18 protein-coding genes are annotated in these 21,737 nt (G+C 61.9%); 11 read left to right on the forward strand and 7 right to left on the reverse strand.

Features of this window, described 5'->3' with window-relative positions:
* Positions 1-676 precede the first annotated feature (676 nt).
* From urtA to ureC, 7 genes are all read left to right on the forward strand, one after another.
* On the forward strand, positions 677-2,023 hold the full coding sequence (urtA, locus tag BTIS_RS06545; RefSeq protein ID WP_211279437.1) for an urea ABC transporter substrate-binding protein: 1,347 nt from the start codon (positions 677-679) through the stop codon (positions 2,021-2,023).
* Between the two features lie 18 nt (positions 2,024-2,041).
* Positions 2,042-2,926 carry an urea ABC transporter permease subunit UrtB gene (urtB, locus tag BTIS_RS06550; RefSeq protein ID WP_093961208.1) on the forward strand — a complete coding sequence of 295 codons (885 nt, stop codon included), beginning with the start codon at positions 2,042-2,044 and terminating at the stop codon, positions 2,924-2,926.
* 85 nt (positions 2,927-3,011) lie between these two features.
* Complete coding sequence (urtC, locus tag BTIS_RS06555) at positions 3,012-4,160, forward strand: urea ABC transporter permease subunit UrtC (protein ID WP_094663849.1); 1,149 nt, start codon at positions 3,012-3,014, stop codon at positions 4,158-4,160.
* The gene (urtD, locus tag BTIS_RS06560) at positions 4,157-5,137 is read left to right on the forward strand and encodes an urea ABC transporter ATP-binding protein UrtD (RefSeq protein ID WP_245819345.1); all 981 of its coding nucleotides are present in this window, start codon (positions 4,157-4,159) and stop codon (positions 5,135-5,137) included. Before urtC ends, urtD begins: the two co-directional genes overlap by 4 nt.
* A 226-nt stretch (positions 5,138-5,363) precedes the next feature.
* Positions 5,364-6,065, forward strand: a complete 702-nt coding sequence (locus BTIS_RS06570) for an ATP-binding cassette domain-containing protein (protein WP_245819346.1) — start codon at positions 5,364-5,366, stop codon at positions 6,063-6,065.
* Positions 6,066-6,661: 596 nt separating this feature from the next.
* A complete protein-coding gene (gene ureA / locus BTIS_RS06575) occupies positions 6,662-7,342 on the forward strand; it encodes an urease subunit gamma (protein WP_094663853.1) in 681 nt (226 codons plus the stop codon).
* Positions 7,343-7,363: 21 nt separating this feature from the next.
* Positions 7,364-9,088: an urease subunit alpha gene (gene ureC, locus BTIS_RS06580; RefSeq protein ID WP_094663855.1), complete on the forward strand. Its 1,725-nt coding sequence runs from the start codon at positions 7,364-7,366 to the stop codon at positions 9,086-9,088.
* Positions 9,089-9,167: 79 nt separating this feature from the next.
* On the opposite strand, the gene BTIS_RS06585 is transcribed toward ureC, so the two are convergent.
* The 7 genes from BTIS_RS06585 to BTIS_RS06615 all read right to left on the reverse strand — a co-directional run bounded on the left by BTIS_RS06585 (position 9,168) and on the right by BTIS_RS06615 (position 15,710).
* A complete protein-coding gene (locus BTIS_RS06585; protein WP_094663857.1) occupies positions 9,168-10,490 on the reverse strand; it encodes a ferric reductase-like transmembrane domain-containing protein in 1,323 nt (440 codons plus the stop codon).
* Between the two features lie 92 nt (positions 10,491-10,582).
* On the reverse strand, positions 10,583-11,500 hold the full coding sequence (locus BTIS_RS06590; protein WP_158216857.1) for an FAD:protein FMN transferase: 918 nt from the start codon (positions 11,498-11,500) through the stop codon (positions 10,583-10,585).
* 21 nt (positions 11,501-11,521) lie between these two features.
* Positions 11,522-12,064 carry an FMN-binding protein gene (locus tag BTIS_RS06595; protein WP_158216858.1) on the reverse strand — a complete coding sequence of 181 codons (543 nt, stop codon included), beginning with the start codon at positions 12,062-12,064 and terminating at the stop codon, positions 11,522-11,524.
* Between the two features lie 199 nt (positions 12,065-12,263).
* Positions 12,264-13,292 carry an urease accessory protein UreD gene (locus tag BTIS_RS06600; RefSeq protein WP_094663863.1) on the reverse strand — a complete coding sequence of 343 codons (1,029 nt, stop codon included), beginning with the start codon at positions 13,290-13,292 and terminating at the stop codon, positions 12,264-12,266.
* A gap of 84 nt (positions 13,293-13,376) precedes the next feature.
* A complete protein-coding gene (ureG, locus tag BTIS_RS06605) occupies positions 13,377-13,985 on the reverse strand; it encodes an urease accessory protein UreG (RefSeq protein ID WP_094663865.1) in 609 nt (202 codons plus the stop codon).
* Positions 13,986-14,087: 102 nt separating this feature from the next.
* On the reverse strand, positions 14,088-14,942 hold the full coding sequence (locus tag BTIS_RS06610; RefSeq protein WP_094663867.1) for an urease accessory protein UreF: 855 nt from the start codon (positions 14,940-14,942) through the stop codon (positions 14,088-14,090).
* Positions 14,943-15,023: 81 nt separating this feature from the next.
* Positions 15,024-15,710 (reverse strand): urease accessory protein UreE, encoded by a 687-nt coding sequence (locus BTIS_RS06615; protein WP_094663869.1) that lies wholly within the window; start codon positions 15,708-15,710, stop codon positions 15,024-15,026.
* A gap of 422 nt (positions 15,711-16,132) precedes the next feature.
* On the opposite strand from BTIS_RS06615, the gene cbiM reads away from it, so the two are divergent.
* The 4 genes from cbiM to BTIS_RS06635 all read left to right on the forward strand — a co-directional run bounded on the left by cbiM (position 16,133) and on the right by BTIS_RS06635 (position 21,574).
* Positions 16,133-17,194, forward strand: a complete 1,062-nt coding sequence (gene cbiM / locus BTIS_RS06620) for a cobalt transporter CbiM (protein WP_211279438.1) — start codon at positions 16,133-16,135, stop codon at positions 17,192-17,194.
* A 57-nt stretch (positions 17,195-17,251) separates the two neighbouring features.
* Positions 17,252-18,136: an energy-coupling factor transporter transmembrane component T family protein gene (locus BTIS_RS06625; protein WP_094663871.1), complete on the forward strand. Its 885-nt coding sequence runs from the start codon at positions 17,252-17,254 to the stop codon at positions 18,134-18,136.
* A gap of 298 nt (positions 18,137-18,434) precedes the next feature.
* On the forward strand, positions 18,435-19,139 hold the full coding sequence (locus BTIS_RS06630; protein ID WP_211279439.1) for an energy-coupling factor ABC transporter ATP-binding protein: 705 nt from the start codon (positions 18,435-18,437) through the stop codon (positions 19,137-19,139).
* A gap of 296 nt (positions 19,140-19,435) precedes the next feature.
* Positions 19,436-21,574 (forward strand): alpha-amylase family glycosyl hydrolase, encoded by a 2,139-nt coding sequence (locus BTIS_RS06635; protein ID WP_245819347.1) that lies wholly within the window; start codon positions 19,436-19,438, stop codon positions 21,572-21,574.
* The last annotated feature ends 163 nt before the right edge of the window (positions 21,575-21,737 follow it).

Genomic DNA, 21,737 nt, shown 5'->3' on the forward strand with positions numbered 1-21,737 from the left:
GCCAAGCGCACACGGACCCTCGCCATATCCATACCAATCCATTCCGTATGACACGCACCCTCTTAGTGTGATCACACTAAGGAATGCCCAAACACCTAGCAGCAGTACCCTCCCTGACGGAACGCCCCCCATTCCTGGGAGCTATCCCTCCCTGATAGAGCTATTCATTCCTGACGGAACGACCCATTCCTGACGGAACGACCCATTCCTGACGGAACGACCCATTCCTGACGGAACGACCCATTCCTGACGGAACGACCCATTCCTGACGGAACGACATTCACCCCCGATTCGGTTTATTTCGCATCCACCTGAGCGGAAGGCCGGTGCATGATGTCCGACTGTATCAGCGGAGGCGATTTGATATGCTCTGCAATCAAAACGCCGGAGCGAGGCCAAACGGCCCGAGTGTGTCGGACATCATGCACCGGCTTTCCGCGCCCACCTGAGAGCATTGAGCGCCGACTTGACCCGTCCCACAGTGCTCGTCCTGTCGTGATCGCCCCACAGTGAGCATCCGCCCGTGATCGCCAATGTATAGGGAAAACCAAGAGCATCCCTGTAACATGTCTGACATCTTCGAGATCGAAACGAAATACTCGAGCAACACGTTCGATGCCGAACGTTGCCATGCTGTTCCCCGTTGCAATCGTTGAATTACGGGGAGAGGAAACGCATGGCCAGAACATCACTATTCCACGCCGGCCGTGCCGGACTACGTTCCGGCATGATGCGCGCCGGCGCAGCAGCAGTGGCCGTCGCCGCGATCATGAGCCTCGGTGGCTGCGGATGGGGTCGCACCGTCGCCGAGAAGGAAGCGCTGGACGCCACCGCCGCCAGCGCGACCAGCACCACATCCTGCGTGGACACATCCGGCAGCACCATCAAGGTCGGCTTCGTCAACTCGCTGTCCGGCACCATGGCGATCTCCGAGAAGACCGTAAGCGATTCCCTGCACATGGCCGTCGACGAGATCAACGCGGACGGTGGCGTGCTCGGCAAGAAGATCGAAATCGAACAGCAGGACGGCAAATCCGAACCCGCCACCTTCGCCGAAAAGGCGCGCACATTGATCGAAAAGCAGTGCGTGGCCGCGGTGTTCGGCGGATGGACGTCCAGCTCCCGCAAGGCCATGCTGCCCGTCTTCGAAGAGGACAACGCGCTGCTGTTCTACCCGCTGCAATATGAGGGCATGGAAGCCAGCCCGAACATCTTCTACTCGGGTGCCGCACCGAACCAGCAGATCGTGCCCGCGCTCGACTACCTCAAGGAGCAGGGTTACAAGAAACTGTTCCTGGTCGGTTCCGACTACGTGTTCCCGCAGACCGCCAACCGCGTGGTCAAGGCCTATGCGGAAGGCAACGGCATGGAGGTCGTCGGCGAGGAATACACGCCCATGGGCTCCACCGACTTCACCACGATCGTGAACAAACTCAAGTTCTCCGGCGCGGACGCCGTGGTCAACACGCTCAACGGCGACTCCAACGTCGCGTTCTTCAAGGAGTACAAGGCATCCGGCCTGACCGCCGAATCCACGCCCGTGATCTCCATGTCGATCGCCGAAGAAGAAGTTGCGTCGATCGGCGTCGACAACGTCGACGGCCAGCTCACCGCATGGAACTACTACCAGACGCTCGACAGCACCACCAACAAGACGTTCGTCAAGAACTTCAAGGCCAAGTACGGCGAAAACCGCCCCACCTCCGATCCGATGGAATCCGCCTACACCTCCGTCTACCTGTGGAAGGCGATGGTCGAAAAGGCCAAGTCGTTCGACGTGGACAAGGTCAAGGCCGCCGCCGACGGCGTCGCGTTCGACGCGCCGGAGGGCAAGGTCACCGTGGACGGCAAGAACCACCACATCTACAAGACGTCGTACATCGGCAAGATCGGCAAGGACAAGCTCATCCACACCGTGTGGAAATCCGACGGGCCGATCAAGCCCGACCCGTACCTGACCACCTACGACTGGGCGAAGAGCCTGAGCGCCGGTGCCACCGATTCCACGTCCAAGAGCGAGTAAGAGGAAGAGAGAACAACCATGAACATGCTGTTTCCGCAGATCGTTGCGGGATTGTCAAACGGATCGATCCTGCTGCTCGCCGCGCTCGGCCTGTCGCTGACATTCGGCCAGATGGGCGTGATCAACAACGCGCACGGCGAATTCATGATGGCCGGCGCTTACACCGCCTACGTGATGAGTTCCGTGATCGGCAGCAAGACCGTGGCCCTGGCCGTGGCGCTCGTCGTCGGATTCGTGGTGTCGGGTCTGCTCGGCCTGCTGCTCGACGTTCTGCTGCTCGAACGCATGCGTGAACGTCCGCTCGACACGCTGCTCGTCACATTCGGCGTATCGCTGGTGCTGCAACAGGTGGCGCGAGACATCTTCGGCGCGACCGGCGTATACGCGCAGGCCCCGGCCGGACTCACCCAGCCGGTGACCATCTTCGGCTACAGCTTCCCGGCCGCCCGACTGTTCATCTTCATCCTCGCCGTGGTCTGCGTGGCCGCACTGTACGCGGTGCTCAAGCTCACGCCGCTCGGCCGTCAGATCCGCGCCACGTCCGAAAGCCGTGAACTCGCCGAAGTGTCCGGCATCTCCACCAAGGCCGTGGACCATGTGACGTTCTTCATCGGCTCGGGTATCGCCGGTGTGGCCGGTGTGGCGCTGAGCCTGCTCAACTCGATCAGCTACAACTTCGGCACTACCTTCATCGTGCAGGCGTTCCTCGTGGTCGTCGCCGGCGGCGTCGGCCAGCTCAAGGGTGCGGTGATCGCATCGTTCGTGCTGGGTCTGTGCCAGTCCGCCGTGGAACTGCCCACCTCGTCGTCGATCGCACAGATGTCGGTGTTCCTAATCGTCGTCGTGTTCCTGCAGTTCCGTCCGCAGGGCCTCGTCTCGATCCGTTCGAGAAACCTGGCGTAACGGATGACGGACTGATGAGTGCGAATACGAATACGAATGAATGACACGAACATGAACGACGTGAACGTGAAAGAGGGGAACTGACATGAATGCACCAACGACTTCCTCCGGCGTGGCCGGAGCGTTCATCGGCAAATACCGGGCGTGGTTCGGCACGGCCATAACGATCGTACTGATCTTCCTGATGCCGGCCGTGCTGAGCACCTACAGCCTGGGACTGCTCGCCAAATATCTGTGCTACGCGATGGTCGCCGTGGGCATCGGACTGGCATGGGGACAGGGCGGCATGCTGACGCTCGGCCAGGGCATGTTCTTCGGTCTGGGCGCCTACGTGATGGCCATCCACCTCAAGCTTGAGGAACTCGGGCCGGGCGAAGTGCCCGACTTCATGGCCCAGTACGGCATCACGCAGCTGCCCGGATTCTGGGAGCTGTTCCGCAACCCGGTGATCGCCGCGATCTCCGTGGCCGTAGTGCCCGGCGCGATCGCAGCCATCCTCGGCATCCTCGTGTTCGGCCGCGGTGTGCGCGGCGCCTACTTCGCCATCCTGTCGCAGGCGCTGGTGGCCGCATTCTCCGTACTGCTGATCGGCCAATCCAAAACCACCGGCGGCGCGAACGGTCTGAGTGACTTCTCCGGATTCTTCGGATACGATCTGACCGACCCCGCCAACAAGACCATGATCTACTTCATCTGCGCGTTCCTCACGCTCGGCATGGTGCTGATCGTGCGCTGGATTCGCGGATCATTCATGGGCGAGCTGATCATCGGCGTGCGCGATCAGGAAAACCGTATGAAGTTCCTCGGCTACAACCCCGCATCGATCAAGGTGTTCGCCTTCTCGCTGGCGGCCATGTTCGCCGGCATCGGCGGCGCGATGTTCGTGCCGGTCGTCGGCATCATCTCCCCGTCCGACATCGGCGTGACCCCGTCGATCCTCATGCTCGCCGGCGTGGTCATCGGCGGCCGCACCACACTGCTCGGACCCGTGATCGGCACGCTGCTCGTCCGCTTCGCCGAAACGCAGCTGTCCGACGCCTACCCGTCCGCATGGACCTACATCGAAGGCCTCATGTTCATCCTCGTCATCGCATTCGCGCCCATGGGACTCGGCCAGTTCAAGGGCGTATGGCCATGGATCGTCGAGAAAGTCACCGGCCGATCGTCCGGTGCCGCAGTGTCGGCCGGTGCAGCGGCCGCCGCGCCCGTCGCAGCCAAGGCGGTGAAGGCATGAGTAACGACATCAACCACAAGGAGGCAACCGTGACCACCAACACCACCGATGTCGCCGACACCACTGTCACCACCGACACTGACATGGACGCCGCCCAGCTTCGCGAAGAAGCCCGTCAGATGCGCGACGAGGCCCGACGCATGCGCGACGAAGTCAGCCGCATGAAAGACGAAATCGTCTCCGAACGCAAACGCATGGAAGACCTCAAGGACGAACTCGCCGTCCTCGACGACCGCGGCGGCCAATGGAGCGACTACCTCGAAGTCAAAGGCCTCCACGTCGAATTCGACGGATTCGTCGCCGTCAAAAACCTCGACCTCACCGTCGAACACGGCGATCTGCGATTCCTCATCGGCCCCAACGGCGCCGGCAAAACCACCATCATCGACGCCATCACCGGCCTCACCCCCGCCACCGGCTCTGCCACCTTCCGCGGCGAACAGCTCCTCGGCCGCAAACCCAACGACATCGTCAAACTCGGCGTCGGCCGCACCTTCCAAACCGCATCCGTCGTCGAAGAACTCTCCGTCCTCGAAAACCTCCAGCTCGCCGAAGGATTCCGCAAGAAAACCGCCGACCTCTTCAAAAAGGTCAAAGGCGTATCCCAGAACATCCAATACATGCTCGACGTCACCGGCCTCACCGCCGACGCCTACAAGCCCGCCGGCATCCTCCCCCACGGCAAAAAGCAGTGGCTCGAAATCGGCATGCTCCTCGTCCAGGACGCACACCTTCTCCTCCTCGACGAACCCGTCGCTGGCATGACCCCCGAAGAACGCCAGCAAACCGGCGAACTCCTCAAACGTTGCAGCCGCAACCGCACCGTCATCATCGTCGAGCACGACATGGACTTCATGCGCAGCTTCGCCGACTCCGTCACCGTCCTCAACCAGGGCGAGATCCTCGCGGAAGGATCGGTCGAAGACATCCAGAACAACGAGGAGGTCGTCAGGATCTACCTCGGCGGAGGCGAATGATGGAGCGCCTTCTGCGTTGCGGAGAACTTGACGTACTGTTGTACGCCTTCGTTCTCTGCGCCTTGAAGTCGCACGCATCATTCGCCTCCGGTGGAGGCTGTGATAGGGGGCTTCTGCGTTGTGGAGGACTTGACGTACCGTTGTACGCCTTCGTTCTCCGCGTCTTGAAGTCGCACGCATCATTCGCCTCCGGTCAGCGGTGGGGCAACGAGTAAGGAAAACAATCATGGCAATGCTTGAAGTGAAGAATCTCAGTACCGGGTATGGCAAGGTGACCGTGGTCAACGACATCGCCTTCAGCGTGGAAGCCGGACAGTGGATCAGCATCATCGGCAACAACGGCGCCGGCAAAACCACGCTGCTCAAGGCGATCCTCGGCCTGCTGCCGGCGAGCACGGGTACGGTGTCGTTCGACGGACGCGACGTGACGAAACTGTCACCGAACCAGCGCATCCGATCCGGCATGGCATTCGTGCCGCAAGGGCAGCAGTCATTCGGCGGCATGACCGTCGACGAAAACCTGCACGTGGTGGCCGACCGGTACGGCTCCGAGGCGCAGGCCCGCTACGACGAAGCCGTGGACGCGTTCCCCGTGCTCAAGGAATTCGCGGGGCGTCGCGCCGGCCTGCTGTCCGGCGGTCAGCGTCAGCAGCTGTCGATCGCCAGGGCGTTGATCACGCGGCCGAAGCTCATGATCCTCGACGAGCCGACCGAAGGCATCCAGCCGAACATCGTGGCCGACATCCAGAAATCCATCCGTTCGATGGTGGAGGATCGCGGCATCGGCGTGGTGCTGGTCGAACAGAAGGTGCAGTTCGCCGTCGAACGCTGCGACACGTATCATGTGCTCGCATCCGGACGGTTCGTGGCCGGTGGTGAAGGCGGGGCCGATCAGGTCGAGGCGGCCAAGCAGTCCATGCGCGTGTGAATGCGCGTGTGAATGGGCGTGTAAGTGGGCGCGCGATAGCTCGCGCGTGGCAGAGAATGCGATATTCGGCTCAATAGTCGTTCTCTGCCACGGCCTTTGGCAGAGAGTGGAGTACAGGCGTGGTTTCTCGTTCGCTGCCACATTTCGTGGCAAGGAACGCGTATATGTCATGAATTCTCATTCTCTGCCACGCGATCATGGCAGAGAATGAACAATCTGGCTGAATCATCATTCTGTGCCAGCGCGTTGCCGAATCGTCGTGGCACGGAATGACCAAATGACCGGATCACGCATTCTCTGCCACGATGACACCGCGTATGGAGCCGATTTCCGTGGCAGGGAATACAACAATCACCGTATATGGCATTCTCTACCACGCCCCTTGGCAGAGAATGAATTCAACCTTTGATCTGTCATTCTCTGCCACCCGGCCAACATCACCGTATGCCACGTGTGGAAACGTGTCGTTTTTATTGCGGTCCTAGGATGATCGCGATTCGACAGAATTACCTGACATGCCTGACATACCCGACATGCGGATACGACGGATTGTCAGATTCGACATTGCCGGAACGACCGGGACGAATGGGGGTCCGATGAGACTTACTCCGCGAGAGATCGACAAACTGCTGCTGCATCAGGCGGGGGAGCTTGCCAAGGAGCGCAAAAGCCGTGGCGTGAAACTCAACTATCCGGAATGCGTGGCGCTGATCAGCTCCGAATGCGTGGAACGCGCGCGCGAAGGCGCGACCGTGGCCGAACTCATGCAGTACGGGCGCACGCTGCTCAAACCCGAAGACGTGATGGACGGCGTGGCCGAGATGATCGACGTGGTGGAGGTCGAGGCCACGTTCCCCGACGGCACCAAGCTCGTATCCATCCACAACCCCATCGAAACCACCGAAAAGCTCAAGCCCGGCGAATACTTCTACGCCGACGGCGACCTCACGCTCAACGAAGGCCGTGACGCCATCGAGCTCGACGTGGTCAACACCGCCGACCGTCCCATCCAGATCGGCTCCCACTTCCACTTCTTCGAAGTCAACAAGTATCTCAAATTCGATCGCAAGGCCGCATACGGCAAGCGTCTCGACATCGCCGCGGGCACGGCCGTACGTTTTGAACCGGGCGAAGCGCATCGCGTACGACTCATCGACATCGGCGGCACGCGCGAGATCCACGGATTCAGCGCACTCGTCGACGGCAAGCTCGACGATCCGCAGGTGCGCGACGCCGCATTTGCCAAGGCGCACGATCAGGGATTCCTGGGAATCTGACGGGGGAAAGAGACCACAATCATGAGCACCACGATCACACGCAGCGACTACGCCGGCATGTTCGGCCCGACCACGGGCGACCGCGTACGCCTCGGCGACACGAACCTCATTATCGAAGTCGAACGCGACTGCACCAACTACGGCGACGAACTCAAATTCGGCGGCGGCAAATCATTCCGCGACGGCATGGGCCAAAGCTCCGTGCAGCTCGACGCGGAATCGCCCGACACCGTTATCACCAACGCGCTGATTCTCGACTACACCGGCATCTACAAGGCCGACATCGGCATCAAGAACGGCAGGATCAGCGCCATCGGCAAGGCCGGCAACCCGCAGACCATGGACGGCGTGACGCCGGGACTCGCCGTCGGCTCCGGCACCGAAGCCATCGCAGGCGAAGGCATGATCGTCACCGCGGGCGGACTCGACACGCACATCCATTTCATCTCCCCGCAGCAGGTGCGCACCGCGCTCGCCGGCGGCATCACCACCATGGTGGGCGGCGGCACCGGCCCGGCCGACGGAACGAACGCCACCACCTGCAATCCGGGCGCGTTCCATCTGGCGCGCATGATCGAAGCCGCCGAAGCGCTGCCCGTCAACATCGCCTACCTCGGCAAGGGCAACGACTCCAGCCCCGAACCATTGCGCGAGCAGATCCGCGCCGGTGCCGCCGGACTCAAGATCCACGAGGATTGGGGATCGACCCCCGCCGTGATCGACACCTGCCTTGGCGTGGCCGACGAGATGGACATCCAGGTGGCCATCCACACCGACACGCTCAACGAGGGCGGCTGCGTGGAGGACACGATCGCCGCGTTCAAGGGCCGGGCCATCCACACGTACCACACGGAGGGCGCGGGCGGCGGCCATGCCCCCGACATCATTCGTGCGGCAGGATTCCCGAATGTGCTGCCCAGCTCCACGAACCCGACCATGCCGTTCACGCGCAACACGGTGGACGAGCATCTCGACATGATGATGGTCTGCCATCACTTGGATCGCAACGTGCCGGAGGACATCTCGTTCGCCGATTCACGAATCCGCCCCGAGACGATCGGCGCGGAGGACATGCTGCACGACATGGGCATCATCTCGATGATGAGCTCCGACTCGCAGGCCATGGGCCGCGTGGGCGAGGTGGTGACACGCACCTGGCAGACCGCGCACAAGATGAAGATCCAGCGCGGCCCGCTTCCCGAGGACGCGCACGACGGCAACCGCAACGACAACTACCGCGCCAAGCGCTACGTGAGCAAGTACACGATCAACCCGGCCATCACGCACGGCATCGCCGACTACGTGGGATCGGTCGAAGTGGGCAAGATGGCCGATCTGGTGATCTGGCAGCCGGCCATGTTCGCGGCCAAGCCGGAGATGGTGATCAAAGGCGGGTCGATCGCCTACTCGCGCATGGGTGACGCCAATGCGTCGATCCCCACTCCGGAACCCGTGTACTACCGCGACATGTTCGGCGCGCTGGGTCGTGCGCTCGGTTCGAGTTGCGTCACGTTCGTCTCGCAGGCGGCAATCGACGACGACATCAAGGGCCGTCTCGGTCTGGCCCGGCAGGTGCTGCCCGTGCGCGGCTGCCGTACGATCGGCAAGAAGGACCTGAAGTTCAACGACACGTTGGCCGACATCCAGGTGAATCCGGAAACGTTCCAGGTGACCGTGGACGGCGAGCTCGTGCACTCCGATCCGGCGAACGATCTGCCGCTCACCCAGCGGTACTTCCTGTTCTGAGATCGCGCGTTCTGGGCGTCGGCGGGCGATGACGTCTGACACCGACGTCCGTCGCCCGTCACCCTCGCCTGCCGGCCGATCACATCGCGAACGGCTCGTAATAGATGTCGTCGGCACGCACGCCGTGCGCGAGCAGCGTCTTGCGTACGGCGACGATCATGGCGTGCGGTCCCGCCACCAGATACACGGCTCCGGGACGGATCATGGGCGTGAGCGCCGTCTCATCCGGGCGGTGCAGACTGATGCGCACGCGGGCGTTCGGATGATCTTCGCCGAACCGCGTCAGCTCCGGACCATAGATGACGTCACGATCCTTACTGACGGTATACAGGAAATCAACGCTACGGCCACCGCCCCTGCCCGTGCCGGCGTAGGCGGTGAGCACACCGATCAGCGGGGTGATGCCGATGCCGCCGCCGATCAGCACCAGCGGCGCGTTGGCGGGATGCTCGTCGACGAATTCGGCGTAGCGGCCGTACGGCGGCACCACGCGTACGGCGGTGCCCGGCTGCAGTGACGCCACGCGCGTGGTGAAATCGCCGTCGGCACGAATCGCGAACATCATCGGCTGCGGTGCGGAACCACCGTTCGGATCATACGAATTCGTCAGGGAGAACGGATGATATTCGTGCATGCCGCGCTCGCCGGGGAACGCGATGAACGCGAAATCGCCCGGTCGCCAGCGAGCGTTTCGTGCGGAATCGCCGTCCAGTCCGACCGATAGTTCGGTCACGCGATCGGCGAGCGGCCGTACCGCAATCACCCGCCCACGCAACGCATACGCGTGTCGGTTGATCATGCTCCACACATAGTAGGCGAACACGACGATGGTCGCCGCATCGATCAGCAGAATAAACGGCTTGATCGCGGCGATGTAGTCGATCACATGCACATGAATCAAGATGATGGCGATCGCGATCAGATTGAATCGATGCAGCCAGACGCTCATCTCATGACGGAACACGCGCTCCAGCGTGCGCTTGACGTTCTCCAGCCATCGCACCCGGCTGGTCAGCCATCCGGCCATGAACACCAGCGACCAGACCGCCACGGCGATGAACAGGTACAGGCCAACATGGCCGGTCAGTCCGACCAGCGCCCCGGCACCGGGCAGCAGGCTCTGATGAACGAACGCGAATCCGATCGCCAGAATCGCGAGAATGCCGTGGATCATCATCATGTGCGGCAGGCCGACCGTGCGATCCACCCAGCGCGGACGGCACGCCAGATAGACGGCCGCAAGCATCCACGTGTAGGCGATCACACCAAGTTCAATGCCGAACAGTTGGCCGCTGTACAACGACGGCAATCCGTAGGCGAGCGCGGCGAGGAACGGCAATGGCACGACAAACAGCACGACGGCCCATGCCAAGGTGACGGTGGTGGTGAGATGACGGTTCATGATGAGGTCCCTGTGGTTGTACGGTTCTGTGTTCCTGAGTGTCTGCGTGTCTGTGGCGTTTTGCGGTTCCGGCAATTGGTCAGTGGCATTGGTCAGCGGTATCGATCAGCGGCAGTGAGCGAGTCACTGTCGCCGATGGTCGCGATGGTGTGATCGGCGCGTACGAGCACCGCAAGAAGACGCCCGTGCGGGTCGGTGAGTTCGCGGAAACGGCGCTCGCCGGCGCTGATGGCGGCCGTGGCCCACATGTCGGCGAAGATCAGATGATCATCGACCACGGTGGCCTGTGCCAGATCGTGTGCGGTTCGGGTGATGTGCTCGCCGCGTCGATAGGTGCCGGAGGTGGCCACGGCACCGTTGCGCAGTGTGATTGTGCGCAGTGTGGCGGTGTGTGACGTGGCGGTGTGCTCCGCGTCGGTATGCGTTGTGCCGGCGTCGACGGCGAACGGGTTCTGCACGCCGATGCGCCACTGGAAATCACTGTCCGCATGCACGGCGGTCTGGATGTCGCCGCCTCCGCCCAATGCGGCCGCGGCACATCGTTCGGAACGGACCAGTGGCATGAGTATCCGCTCATGCGCGCGCTGGATCGCCCAGCCCTTCACGATGCCGGTCGGATCGTAGGCGCCGTCGTGCATCGGATCGAATGCACCATCGGTGAGCTGTTTCGCCTGCGTGCACAATGCGTAGACCTCGGCGAAGTCCGGATCGTTCAGCAGGGCGGACCAGTCGCCGCGCCGGGCGCAGGCCACCAGGGAACGCGCGTTGAACGGGGAGAACCGTGTCTCGACACTATGCAGATGATTAGCAATGCGGGTCGCGGCCGTATCGATCATGCCGTCGAGGTCTTCCGCCGACTGCCATGGCATGCCAACGATCTGTATGGTGAACGGTACGGTCATGGCATGAACGACCCGGCTGCGAATAATCCACGGATTATCAGTGTTGTCAATGTCGTCAGTGGGATTGTCGATGCGCTGATCGGTCCTGTCGTCTACTGTTCTGATCATGTCGTTCCCCATTCGCGTCCGCTACTTGCTCGCGTTCAGCGCCTGATTGATGGCGTCCTGCAGGGAGTTGACGAATGCGGTGGATGTTTCGGTCGCGCCGCTGACGAATTGAATATCGGAGCTCTGCTTGCTGATCGCCCGTTCGGCGAGTTCTGGAATGGCCTGCGCACTGATCGAACGGGAACGATCGGTGTGGTTCGGGTAGGTGATCGCATTCACGGACGTGATCTTTCCGTCCTTGACGACGACCTGCAGCTGGACTTCGCCATATTCGTTCGGTGAAGCGACGCTGGTGTAGGTGCCGTCGGTGAGCGTGCCGGCGGAGCCGCTTGCAGAATCCGACGAATCCGAAGAATTCGAGGAATCGTCGGTGGAATTGCCGGTTGTGCCCGAGTCGGTCGAGTCGGTCGAATCGGCACCGCTTGACGCGCCGAGTGTGCCGGACTGTGACGTCGAGGCAGCTCCGACGTCGGCATGCGGTTTGACGAATAGCAGGAAAGCGTCGCCAACGATGGCCAGTCCCGCGATGACGGCCACCGCGGCACGGGTGATGGTCGCGTTCATGATGTCCCTTCGATGATGCCGCACTACGGATACCCCTAGTCGTAGTGCGATGCGTATTCCCAACATCTGCGAGACTAAAAACGGTGTCTGGGCACTTCTCTGACATCAACTGAGAGCCAGCTGAAAAACACGCTGAATGTGAGCCATCTCTCATCGTCGTCGCTGATGTCAGCGTTGTCCGGCATGCATCGCGTCAGCGTCACACCATATCGGTGATGGCCGTGATGAGGTCGAAGGCGTCGTCGCCGCGCATGGCCAGTACGCGCACGCACACGCCGTTCACTACACGACTGACGCCGAATTCGCCTCGGAAACCATGGGATTCCGCGGTTTTGGCATAATCGCGAATCCGCGTGATCAGCGCATCCTCGGCCGCCATGCGCGTCGCTTCGATGCGCTTGCGCGGATCGGCGATCAACCGGGGATCCTTGGAACCGGACGCAGCCCCTCCCGACGCCGCATACGGCGATGCCTGCACGTCGTCCAGCGCATTCGGGTTGTATCCGGGGTCGATCTCGGGAAGATGTGCGTACAGCACGCCGCAATGCGTGTACTCGCGCCACATGCCCATCTCCGTGTAATCGAAACGGGAGGGGTCGAGCAGCAGACGATCGGCGAACACCAGACGGGAACGATCCGGCTGCTTGCGCGGACGGCCGCGATGCGCGTGACGGCCCGCATCGGAGTCGGAGTCATCAGTCTCACCGCGTAACGCCCGCCGATAATCCTCCGACGCCAACGACTCATCCACGCTCACGCGCAGCCGATTCGAGAACCGGTTCATCATCCAGCGCTCGCCACGGCCAACACGACCGCACGTCACCACATCCGCGTACACGAACGTCGATTCCGGACTGATGCGCGCGGTCGACACGTTCGCAAACGTGCTGCCTGCGAACGGAATCACCGGAAACGGCAGGAACACCGCCTTCGCATCGCCGCACGCGGTCAGGTCGATCGTGCGTGACGCCGATCCGTCGGCCGTGTTCAGCACCTTCTCGTAGCTTTGCGTCGTGATCGTCGAATCCGTGCCCGTGCCGAACGTGCACTCGATGTGCGCCTCGTCGCCCTTGAGGAAACCGGGCGAGGCGAGCATCACGATGAAGTCCGCGTGACGGCCGCGCACGAACGGGCTCATGAGCTTGAACGGCGCCTCGAAATAGACGTCATCGATCTTCGTGCGGCCATTGCGGAATGTGGTGGCGAGACGGAAGGTGCTGCTGGGCATGGATTCTCGATTTCTGACGATGGAGCGTGACGGTTCTGACGCGCCTGACGGATGGGTCCTGATGGGAATGGCTACGACTCGGGACTACTTGCCCTCGAACAGGACGTCCTTCTTGATCCAGTCGATCACATCGTCCACGCCGGAACCGCCCATCAGATCGGTGAAGATGTACGGACGACCGTTGCGCATACGTTCGGAATCGCGGGCCATCACGTCCAGATCGGCGTGCACGAGCGGTGCCAGATCGGCCTTGTTGATCACCAGCAGGTCGGAGCGGGTGACGCCCGGGCCGCCCTTGCGCGGGATCTTGTCGCCCTCGTCGGTGGCGATCACGTAGATCGTCGCATCGGCAAGATCGGGGCTGAACGTGGCGGAGAGGTTGTCGCCGCCGGACTCCACGAAGATGATGTCTACATCCGGATGCGCGGCGGCCATCGCCTCGCACGCCTCGAGGTTCATCGAGCAGTCCTCGCGGATGGCGGTGTGCGGGCATCCGCCCGTCTCCACGCCGACGATGCGGTCCTCGGGCAGACGGGAGTTCGCGATCAGGAACTCGGCGTCCTCCTTGGTGTAGATGTCGTTCGTGACCACGCAGATGCTGTAGTCGTCGGCCATCTTGCGGGTCAGGCGTTCGATCAGTGCGGTTTTGCCGGAGCCGACAGGGCCGGCCACGCCGATGCGTACGTAGGACATGGGGTTCTCCTTTGTTGTGTTGCTTGCTATGTGATATTTGACGAATTGGTTGTTGTGAGATGTGCTTATGTCTTGTCGTGGTTGACGGGGTGCCGAGCCCACTCAGCTCATGTACAGCCTCGAATACAGGGTCTCGTGCTGCATGGCGGCGATGTCGAGATACGCGCCGGAAATGCCCAGATCGTCCGGTTTGAGCGTGAACGCCACGTCGACCGCCTGCACCAGATTCGGGAACGAATCGTGCAAGGCCACCTGACCGGCATACTGGCTGAGCGGAATCGCCTTCGCCGCGCACATGGTGAGCGCACTGATCAGCGAATATCCGTACGTGACGGCCGCGCTGCGCAGACTCGCCGCATGATCGGCCGCATACAATCCCATTGCGATCGCGTGCAGACCGCGGCAGCGGCCGTCGGCGATCAGACGCCGATATCGTGCCAGATGCGGACTGTTGTGTTCGATGCCGCCGTCGGCGGTCGGGGCGGAGTCTGCCCCGTTCGCGTCCATCTTCTCCACGAGTTTGATCAGACGGGCGCACATGCGCTCGCTGCCGTCACGAATCTCACGCGCGGACTGCAGCGCCGAACACAGCGCGTCCAACTCCTCGATCCGCGTATCCAAACCGCGTTCGGACAACCGCGAATCCTGCGCGTACCGTCCGGCGATCACCATCTGCCCGATCTCCTTGTAGGGAGCGACCTCCAGATAGTTCTTCAGATACTGCTCGAAGTCGGGGCCTCGGCGGAGAAAGTCCCGCTGCACAAACGTCTCCATGCCGTTCGACAGTGCAAACGCGCCGATCGGGAACACGCTGTCGCACACCTGCAGCATGGCCAGATGCCGTGCCTCGATCTCATCCGGCGACAGGCCGGTTGGTTCCGCGCCCGGCGCGGTGGCCGTTGCCGACGAATGAGAGCGGGTGCCCGGGCGTGTTTGGGTGCGAACATTTCGGGTCATGATGGTCCTCGATGAGTGTGATGGTCCGGTGGTCCGAATGCGGGCCGGCGGTCGGGAAGGACGACCGACCCGCCTGGCGGATCAGTGGGTGTGCCAGGTCCTGCCGCCGTCGTGGCTGTGCGAGCCGTCGGGACGGTGCAGCACGCCGTTCACTTCGTATTCGCCATCGACGTGGCTGGCGTGATCATGGCCGTGCTCGTGCTCGTGCGCATGATCGTGCGAGTGCTCATGCCCGGCGTCGGCTGCCCAGTCCTTGTCCGCCTCGGCCTCCTGCTCCTCCTCGGCCAGATCGCCGGTCGTCTTGTTCGTGCCGGGGATGATCGTGCCCGAACCGGCATGCGCCTTGACGATCAGGAATCCATCGAATCCGCCCTCGATGATGTGCGGCTCATAGCCGATCTTCTTCGTGTACTCCATCGTCGGATGATCGTACGGCACGAGCACACGGTCGTTCTCCACCTTCAGACTCAGGTGACGGTTGCCCAGCTCAAAGCAGAGGCGCCCCATCTCCTTCATCGAATCCACCGGAATCTCGATGAGCTGCGCCGACTTGATCTTCGCGTAATACCGCTTGTCGTCCGTCTCGGCCAGCACATCGCCGTCCTTGATCGTGCGGCCGACCATCACGCCGAACTCGGTGCCGTCCTCCGCCACCTTGGCCATGCGCTTCTTGTCGGTCTCGAACCATTCGAAGTCGATCGGCACGCTCAGCTTGCCGTCCTTCGGAGGATTCTCGATGATGTTGCCGCTGATGCTGTTCGCGATCATGACGCCGCCTTTCGCGGAAAATCCGCACCGTATCCCGACAGTCATGCCGTGCGTGCGCGGCCGGCTGTCATCACATTTCGCGGCCAAGAATAATGCTCAAAAAAACATGCGTGTAACGGGGAAATCACCGGTTTCATACGACCGTATCGTCGGCGTGTCGTGTGGTTTGTCATGTGCTGTTTTCGTTGGAATCTCAACGAAACAACGTATTCGATATCCCATGTTTACATGGGTGAAATCGGACTTCCTACCATATTTCTCGGGGCTTTGGGCCTGACCGGCCGCAATCCGTGACCGGCCGCGTCCTTCCCGGTCCCGTGTGCAGTGCCCGCTCGCTGCATACGTGAAAAAATGCGGCAATCTGGCAATTCGTGCGCAGCCGCAAGCCGCGAGTGGGCGGAAGGAAAGGAAGGACGATCGTCATGGTCACCAACGACGTTGTTACGCTGTCAATGCACATTCCCGACAACTATCTGTCGCCGTCCACCGGTCTGATGTTCACCGTCATCATGATTCCGATCTGGGGGCTGTGCCTCAAATACGTGATGACCCACGCCAACCATGAACGGATGGCGTATCTTGGTGCGGGCGCGGCGTTCTCGTTCCTCATCATGATGTTCAATGTGCCGTGCCCCGGCGGCACGACGGCGCACGCGGTGGGAGGGTCGCTGATCGCCATCCTACTTGGGCCGCAGTACGCCACGGTTGCGGTTTCGGTGGCGTTGCTGCTGCAGGCGTTGCTGTTCGGCGACGGCGGCCTGATCACGTACGGTGCGAACTGCTTCAACATGGCATTCGTGCTGCCGTTCGTGGCGTACGGACTGTATACGTTGCTGACGAAGGCGCTCGCGTCCGGATGGAAGGAGCGTGTGGCCTCGTTCATCGGAGCCTACGTGGGTATCACGCTTGCCGCGCTCTGCGTGGCCTTGGAGCTTGGCGTGCAGCCGATGCTGTTCCGCGATGCCGCCGGTCAGGCGCTGTACTTCCCGTATCCGGTAACCGTCTCGGTGCCGGCCATGCTGATTCCGCACCTGCTGATGGCCTCGATCATCGAGGGATTGGTCACCGTGGTGGTCGTGGAATTCGTCCGTCGTACCGCCCCTGAAATCGTGGCGGGCGCGGCCAAGCCTGCCGCCGATGGCAAGGCTGCCAAGGGACTGAGGACCCCGGTCTGGATCGGTCTTGGACTGCTCGCCGTCATCTCTCCGATCGGTCTGCTCGCCACGGGCAGCGCCTACGGTGAGTGGGGAGCCGAGGAATTCAAGGAGGCCACAGGCCTGAGCTACGTGCCCGATCAGATCGCGCACGGATTCTCCTGGAATGCGCTGCTTCCCGACTACTCCATGCAGGGACTGCCCGACTGGGCCGGCTATATTCTTTCCGCGGTGATCGGCATCGCCGTGATGACCATCGTGTTCCGTCTGCTGGCGTCGGGCGTCAAGGATGCCTCTGCATCCAAGGGCACCAAGGCGACTACCGCATGATGCTGCCCTGATCGAGTGCCGATTGGGTTTCTGACTGGGTTCTGACTGGGGAAGGCAATGTCATCAACGTCATCCACGACAACAACCATGACGGCGGCGGTCGCGTCGGGATCGTCCTCTGCTGGTTCCGCGCTGCCGGATTGGCTTGCCGAATCGGAGTCATACGAACCGCTCAACGACCGTTCGACGTTCATCGAGAAGAATCTGGGGTCCATCGGTTCCGCGCTCGCTGAAGTCGCTGACGGAGGACAGCCGGAGCTCGTTTCCAGCCCGGTCGATCGTCTGCTCTGCCGAGTCTCCCCGGCTATGCGACTATTGGGGCTGATCTCGGCCATCATCTGCGTCAATGCGACGCGCAACATGACCTTCGGCTATATCATGCTGGCCGTGGTGCTGGTGGCGCTCGCCATACGTCCGGCACGATTGATGAAAACCGTGCTGTTCGGTGGGCTCGGCATCGCCGGGCTGAGCGCGGTGATCGCCCTGCCATCGATACTGATCGGACAATATGAGGCTCCGGCGCGGTTGTTCATCCGCGCATTCATCACCGTGTCGCTGACCATAGGGCTTGCGAGAACGGTGCCGTGGAACCGGCTGATCGCCGGTCTGCGCGGATTGCACATACCGAATGCGGTGGTGTACGTCTGCGATGTGACCATCCAGTTCATCGACATTCTGGGACGATCCATGCTGCTGCTTCTCGATGCCCTACGGCTACGGAGCGTTGGCCGGAACTCCCGCAAACTCACTTCGGCCGGGCATATCATCGGCACGGTGTTCCTGCTGGCGAACCGTCGTGCCAAGGAAATGGGGGAGGCCATGCTCTGCCGCGGCTTCGAGGGGGAGTATCGCATTGCGAAGGAGCGCATGCTGACCGCGGCGAACGCGGTGTACACGTGCGTGATCACCCTGATGATCGCCGCGGCGGTGTATTTCGGATGATTCCGGGCGCGAATCGGCCATCAGGTCGGGCAATCTGCGAGTTCTGTGCGGATTTGCCGAAGTGCAGACACCAATCTTCGAGTTCTGTGCGGTCATATGCCTCAATGCCATAGTAGGACTGTTGGAATTCCAAGCCTCATACTTGGTATATGACGTTATATCCGCACAGAACTCGCAGATTGATGTCTGCAATGGCCTGGAATCCGCACAGAACTCGTAGATTGCTCAGTTTTTGGCCTTGGCCGGGCGCTCGAGCAGTGGATTCACACAATGACCTATGCACAATGAACGAGGAGAGATGATGAACAGCGGACATGATGACGGAACGCCCCTTGTCGAGTTGCGGAACGCCTGCTTCTCATACCCGGGCGTGGAGGGGGACCCGCCCCACGAGGTGCTGCGCGGGTTCGACATGGTGCTTGATCGCGGCGAATCCGTGGCCCTGCTCGGCCCGAACGGCAGCGGCAAGACCACCATCATGCGCATTCTCAATGGTTTGGAATTCCTCTCCGCCGGAGAATACCGGTTCGACGGGAACCGCATCACCCGAGATGCGCTCGCCGACAAGCGCTTCGCCAAGCGGCTGCATCAGCGCATCGGTTTCGTGTTCCAGAACTCCGAAACCCAACTGTTCTGCCCGTCGGTGGCCGAGGAGATCGCGTTCGGTCCGGCACAGATGGGGTTGCCGGACGAGGAGATTCATCGTCGCACCAACGACATCCTGCGACTGTTCGAGCTTGAACGATTCGCCGAACGGGCACCCTATCGCCTCAGCGGAGGCGAGAAGAAGCGTGTTGCCATCGCCTGCTGCATGTCGTTGAACCCCGATCTTCTCGTGCTCGATGAGCCCACCGACGGGCTTGACGAACGGAATACGGCCCTGGTCGTGCGCGTGCTCAACCAGTTCGTCGCCGCCGGCAAGTCCATCCTCGTCTCCACGCATCACCACGACATCGTCGAGGCCTTGCACTCCCGCCGTATTCCCGTCCATCCGATCGAATAGCCGAATCCGAGCGGAAGAGGGCGGGCAATCTTTGAGTTCTGCAGTGATTTCACGCCGTTGCAGACATCAATCTCAAAGTTCTGAAGTATGCAATGCGTCACACCCATATACATTCATTGGAATTCCAAGGGTGATACTCGTCATATCCCGTCTTGACACTTCAGAACTTGGAGATTGATATACGCACACCCTCACAATTACCGCAGAACTCGAAGATTGCCTACGAAACCCGTTGTGCGTTCAGTGCCGCTGGTAGATTGCTGGTTAGATGACCGATGGGCCGATGGGGGTGCCGGATGAGTGTTCTGCCAATTGACGAGCTTCCTACCTACACGGGCGATGATCTGGGTGCGATTCCCGACAAGACCGGTCAAGGCACCACATTCCGTGTATGGGCGCCAACCGCAAGCCGTGTCGAACTGCGACTGTTCTACGAGGGTGGCGTTTGTGCTCCGGGCGTGCATGTCGAAGGCGTCGATGCCGATGTGATGCAGCAGCCGTACGCCACCTATGCGATGACCGCGGTGGCCGTGGTGCCTCGTCATGGCTCCGGTCCGCGCAACGCCAAGGAATTCGACGGCACCTGGCTGGTACACGTCGACGGTGTAGGCCACGGTGTCTACTACGACTACGTGGTGCACTTCCCAGACGGCCACGTATCCAGAACCGCCGACCCATGGGCGCGGGCCGCCGGCGCGAACGGCCGCCGCAGCATGGTCGTCGATCTGCGCAAAACCGACCCCGACGGCTGGGCCGCCGACCAGGCCCCGCACATCCCCCTCAACGAGCTCGTGGTCTGGGAAACCCACGTCGGCGACTTCAGCAACGACTCCCACAGTGGCATCCCCGACGAGCATCGGGGCACATATCTGGCCTTTACCCACAACAACACCAGCGTGGATGGCGAAGGCGATTTCCCCACATGCACGGCCTACCTGCGACGGCTCGGCGTCACCGCGGTGCAGCTCATGCCGATCTTCGACTTCGGATCGGTGGACGAGGCCGCCGCGCGGGACGGCGACCCGCTCGACCGCGCCTACAACTGGGGCTATGACCCGGTCAACTACAACGTCCCCGAAGGCTCATACAGCACCGATCCGTTCGACGGCGCGGTACGCATCCGCGAATGCAAGCAGATGATCCAGGCGCTGCATACGGCCGGTTTCAAGGTCATCATGGACGTGGTCTACAACCACATGTATTCCGCCGACAACTGGCTGGAACGCATGGTGCCGGAATACTTCTGCCGCCGCTACGCCGGGGGAGCGCTGTCCAACGGCTCCGGCTGCGGCAGCGACATGGCGTCCGAACGGCCGATGATGCGCAAGTACATCGTCGATTCCGTGGCATACTGGGCGCGCGAATACCACATCGACGGATTCCGCTTCGACCTCATGGGCCTGATGGATGTCGACACCATGAACGCGGTGCGTGCCCGGCTGGATTCACTGCCCGGCGGTGCCGAGAAGATCCTGTACGGCGAACCGTGGGCCGCGGATATGACCGCGGTGTCGCCCGATGTCGTATTGGCCGGCAAGCGCGGCCTTTCGCGACTCGATCCGCGCATCGGATTCTTCAGCGACGACACGCGAGACGCCATACGTGGCAACATCTTCCACCATCGCAAGCCCGGTTACGTCTCCGGCGCGGCACTCGAGTTCGCACCGGCCATCCGTCATGCGGTCGACGGGTGGCGCGGCACCCAGGTGGAGGCCGCCAGCGTCGGCCAGTTCGTGCAATACATCTCCGCGCACGACGATCTGACGTTGTGGGACAAGCTGTGCATGGCCATGCGTTCGGTCGCGTTCGGTCATACGGACGCGTCGACCGCAACCGGATTCACCGGCGTCTGGCCTGCGGAATCCGGCCCCACGCACGCCGAATATGACGCCGATCCCAGCCTGAGCGAGGACATCATGGATGCGAATCGCATGGCGGCCGGCATCATCGCCACGTCCGTGGGAATCCCGTTCATGCTTTCCGGCGAGGAATTCGCGCGCACCAAATACGGCTGCGACAACTCGTACGACCGATCCGCCGAACTCAACCGACTAGATTGGCGTCGCGCCCGCCGGCTGCACGATCTGGTGGACTACTATGCGGCGCTGATCCGCATTCGCCGCGGCAACCCCGCATATTTCGGCGGCCCCCGCATCGTTCCCGCCCGCGATGATTCCGTCGTGGTGTTCCGCGTGGGCAACGACTGCGTGACCGTCAACCCGACGCGGCAGACGGCATGGCAACATGTGTCGGCGTTGCGTGCCGTGCACGACTATGGCCAGTTCGCGCCGCTCGACGATTCCGCATGGGAGTGCGTGTTCAGTTCGCGCGGCCCCAAAGCGTGCGGCGAGGCGAATTGGGAGAGTTATGCGCAGGGGCATGAGCGACAGATCGCCATCCCGCCGCGCACCTTCTGCGTGTGGCGCAATGGCTGACGGTGGGGCTGGCGGCAGACTGCTGTCTGCGCCACGTCGTCAGGGAAGTCTGTCGCGGAATCGCGCTGATTGATAATCGTTGATAACCAACGTCTATACGGCGTTCCGCGATTTCGGGGATTCCGCGGGATTTCGGGCGGCATAATGGCGATATCCGTGGTGT

The sequence above is a fragment of the Bifidobacterium tissieri genome (assembly GCF_002259645.1).
In the GTDB taxonomy this organism is placed as follows: domain Bacteria; phylum Actinomycetota; class Actinomycetes; order Actinomycetales; family Bifidobacteriaceae; genus Galliscardovia; species Galliscardovia tissieri.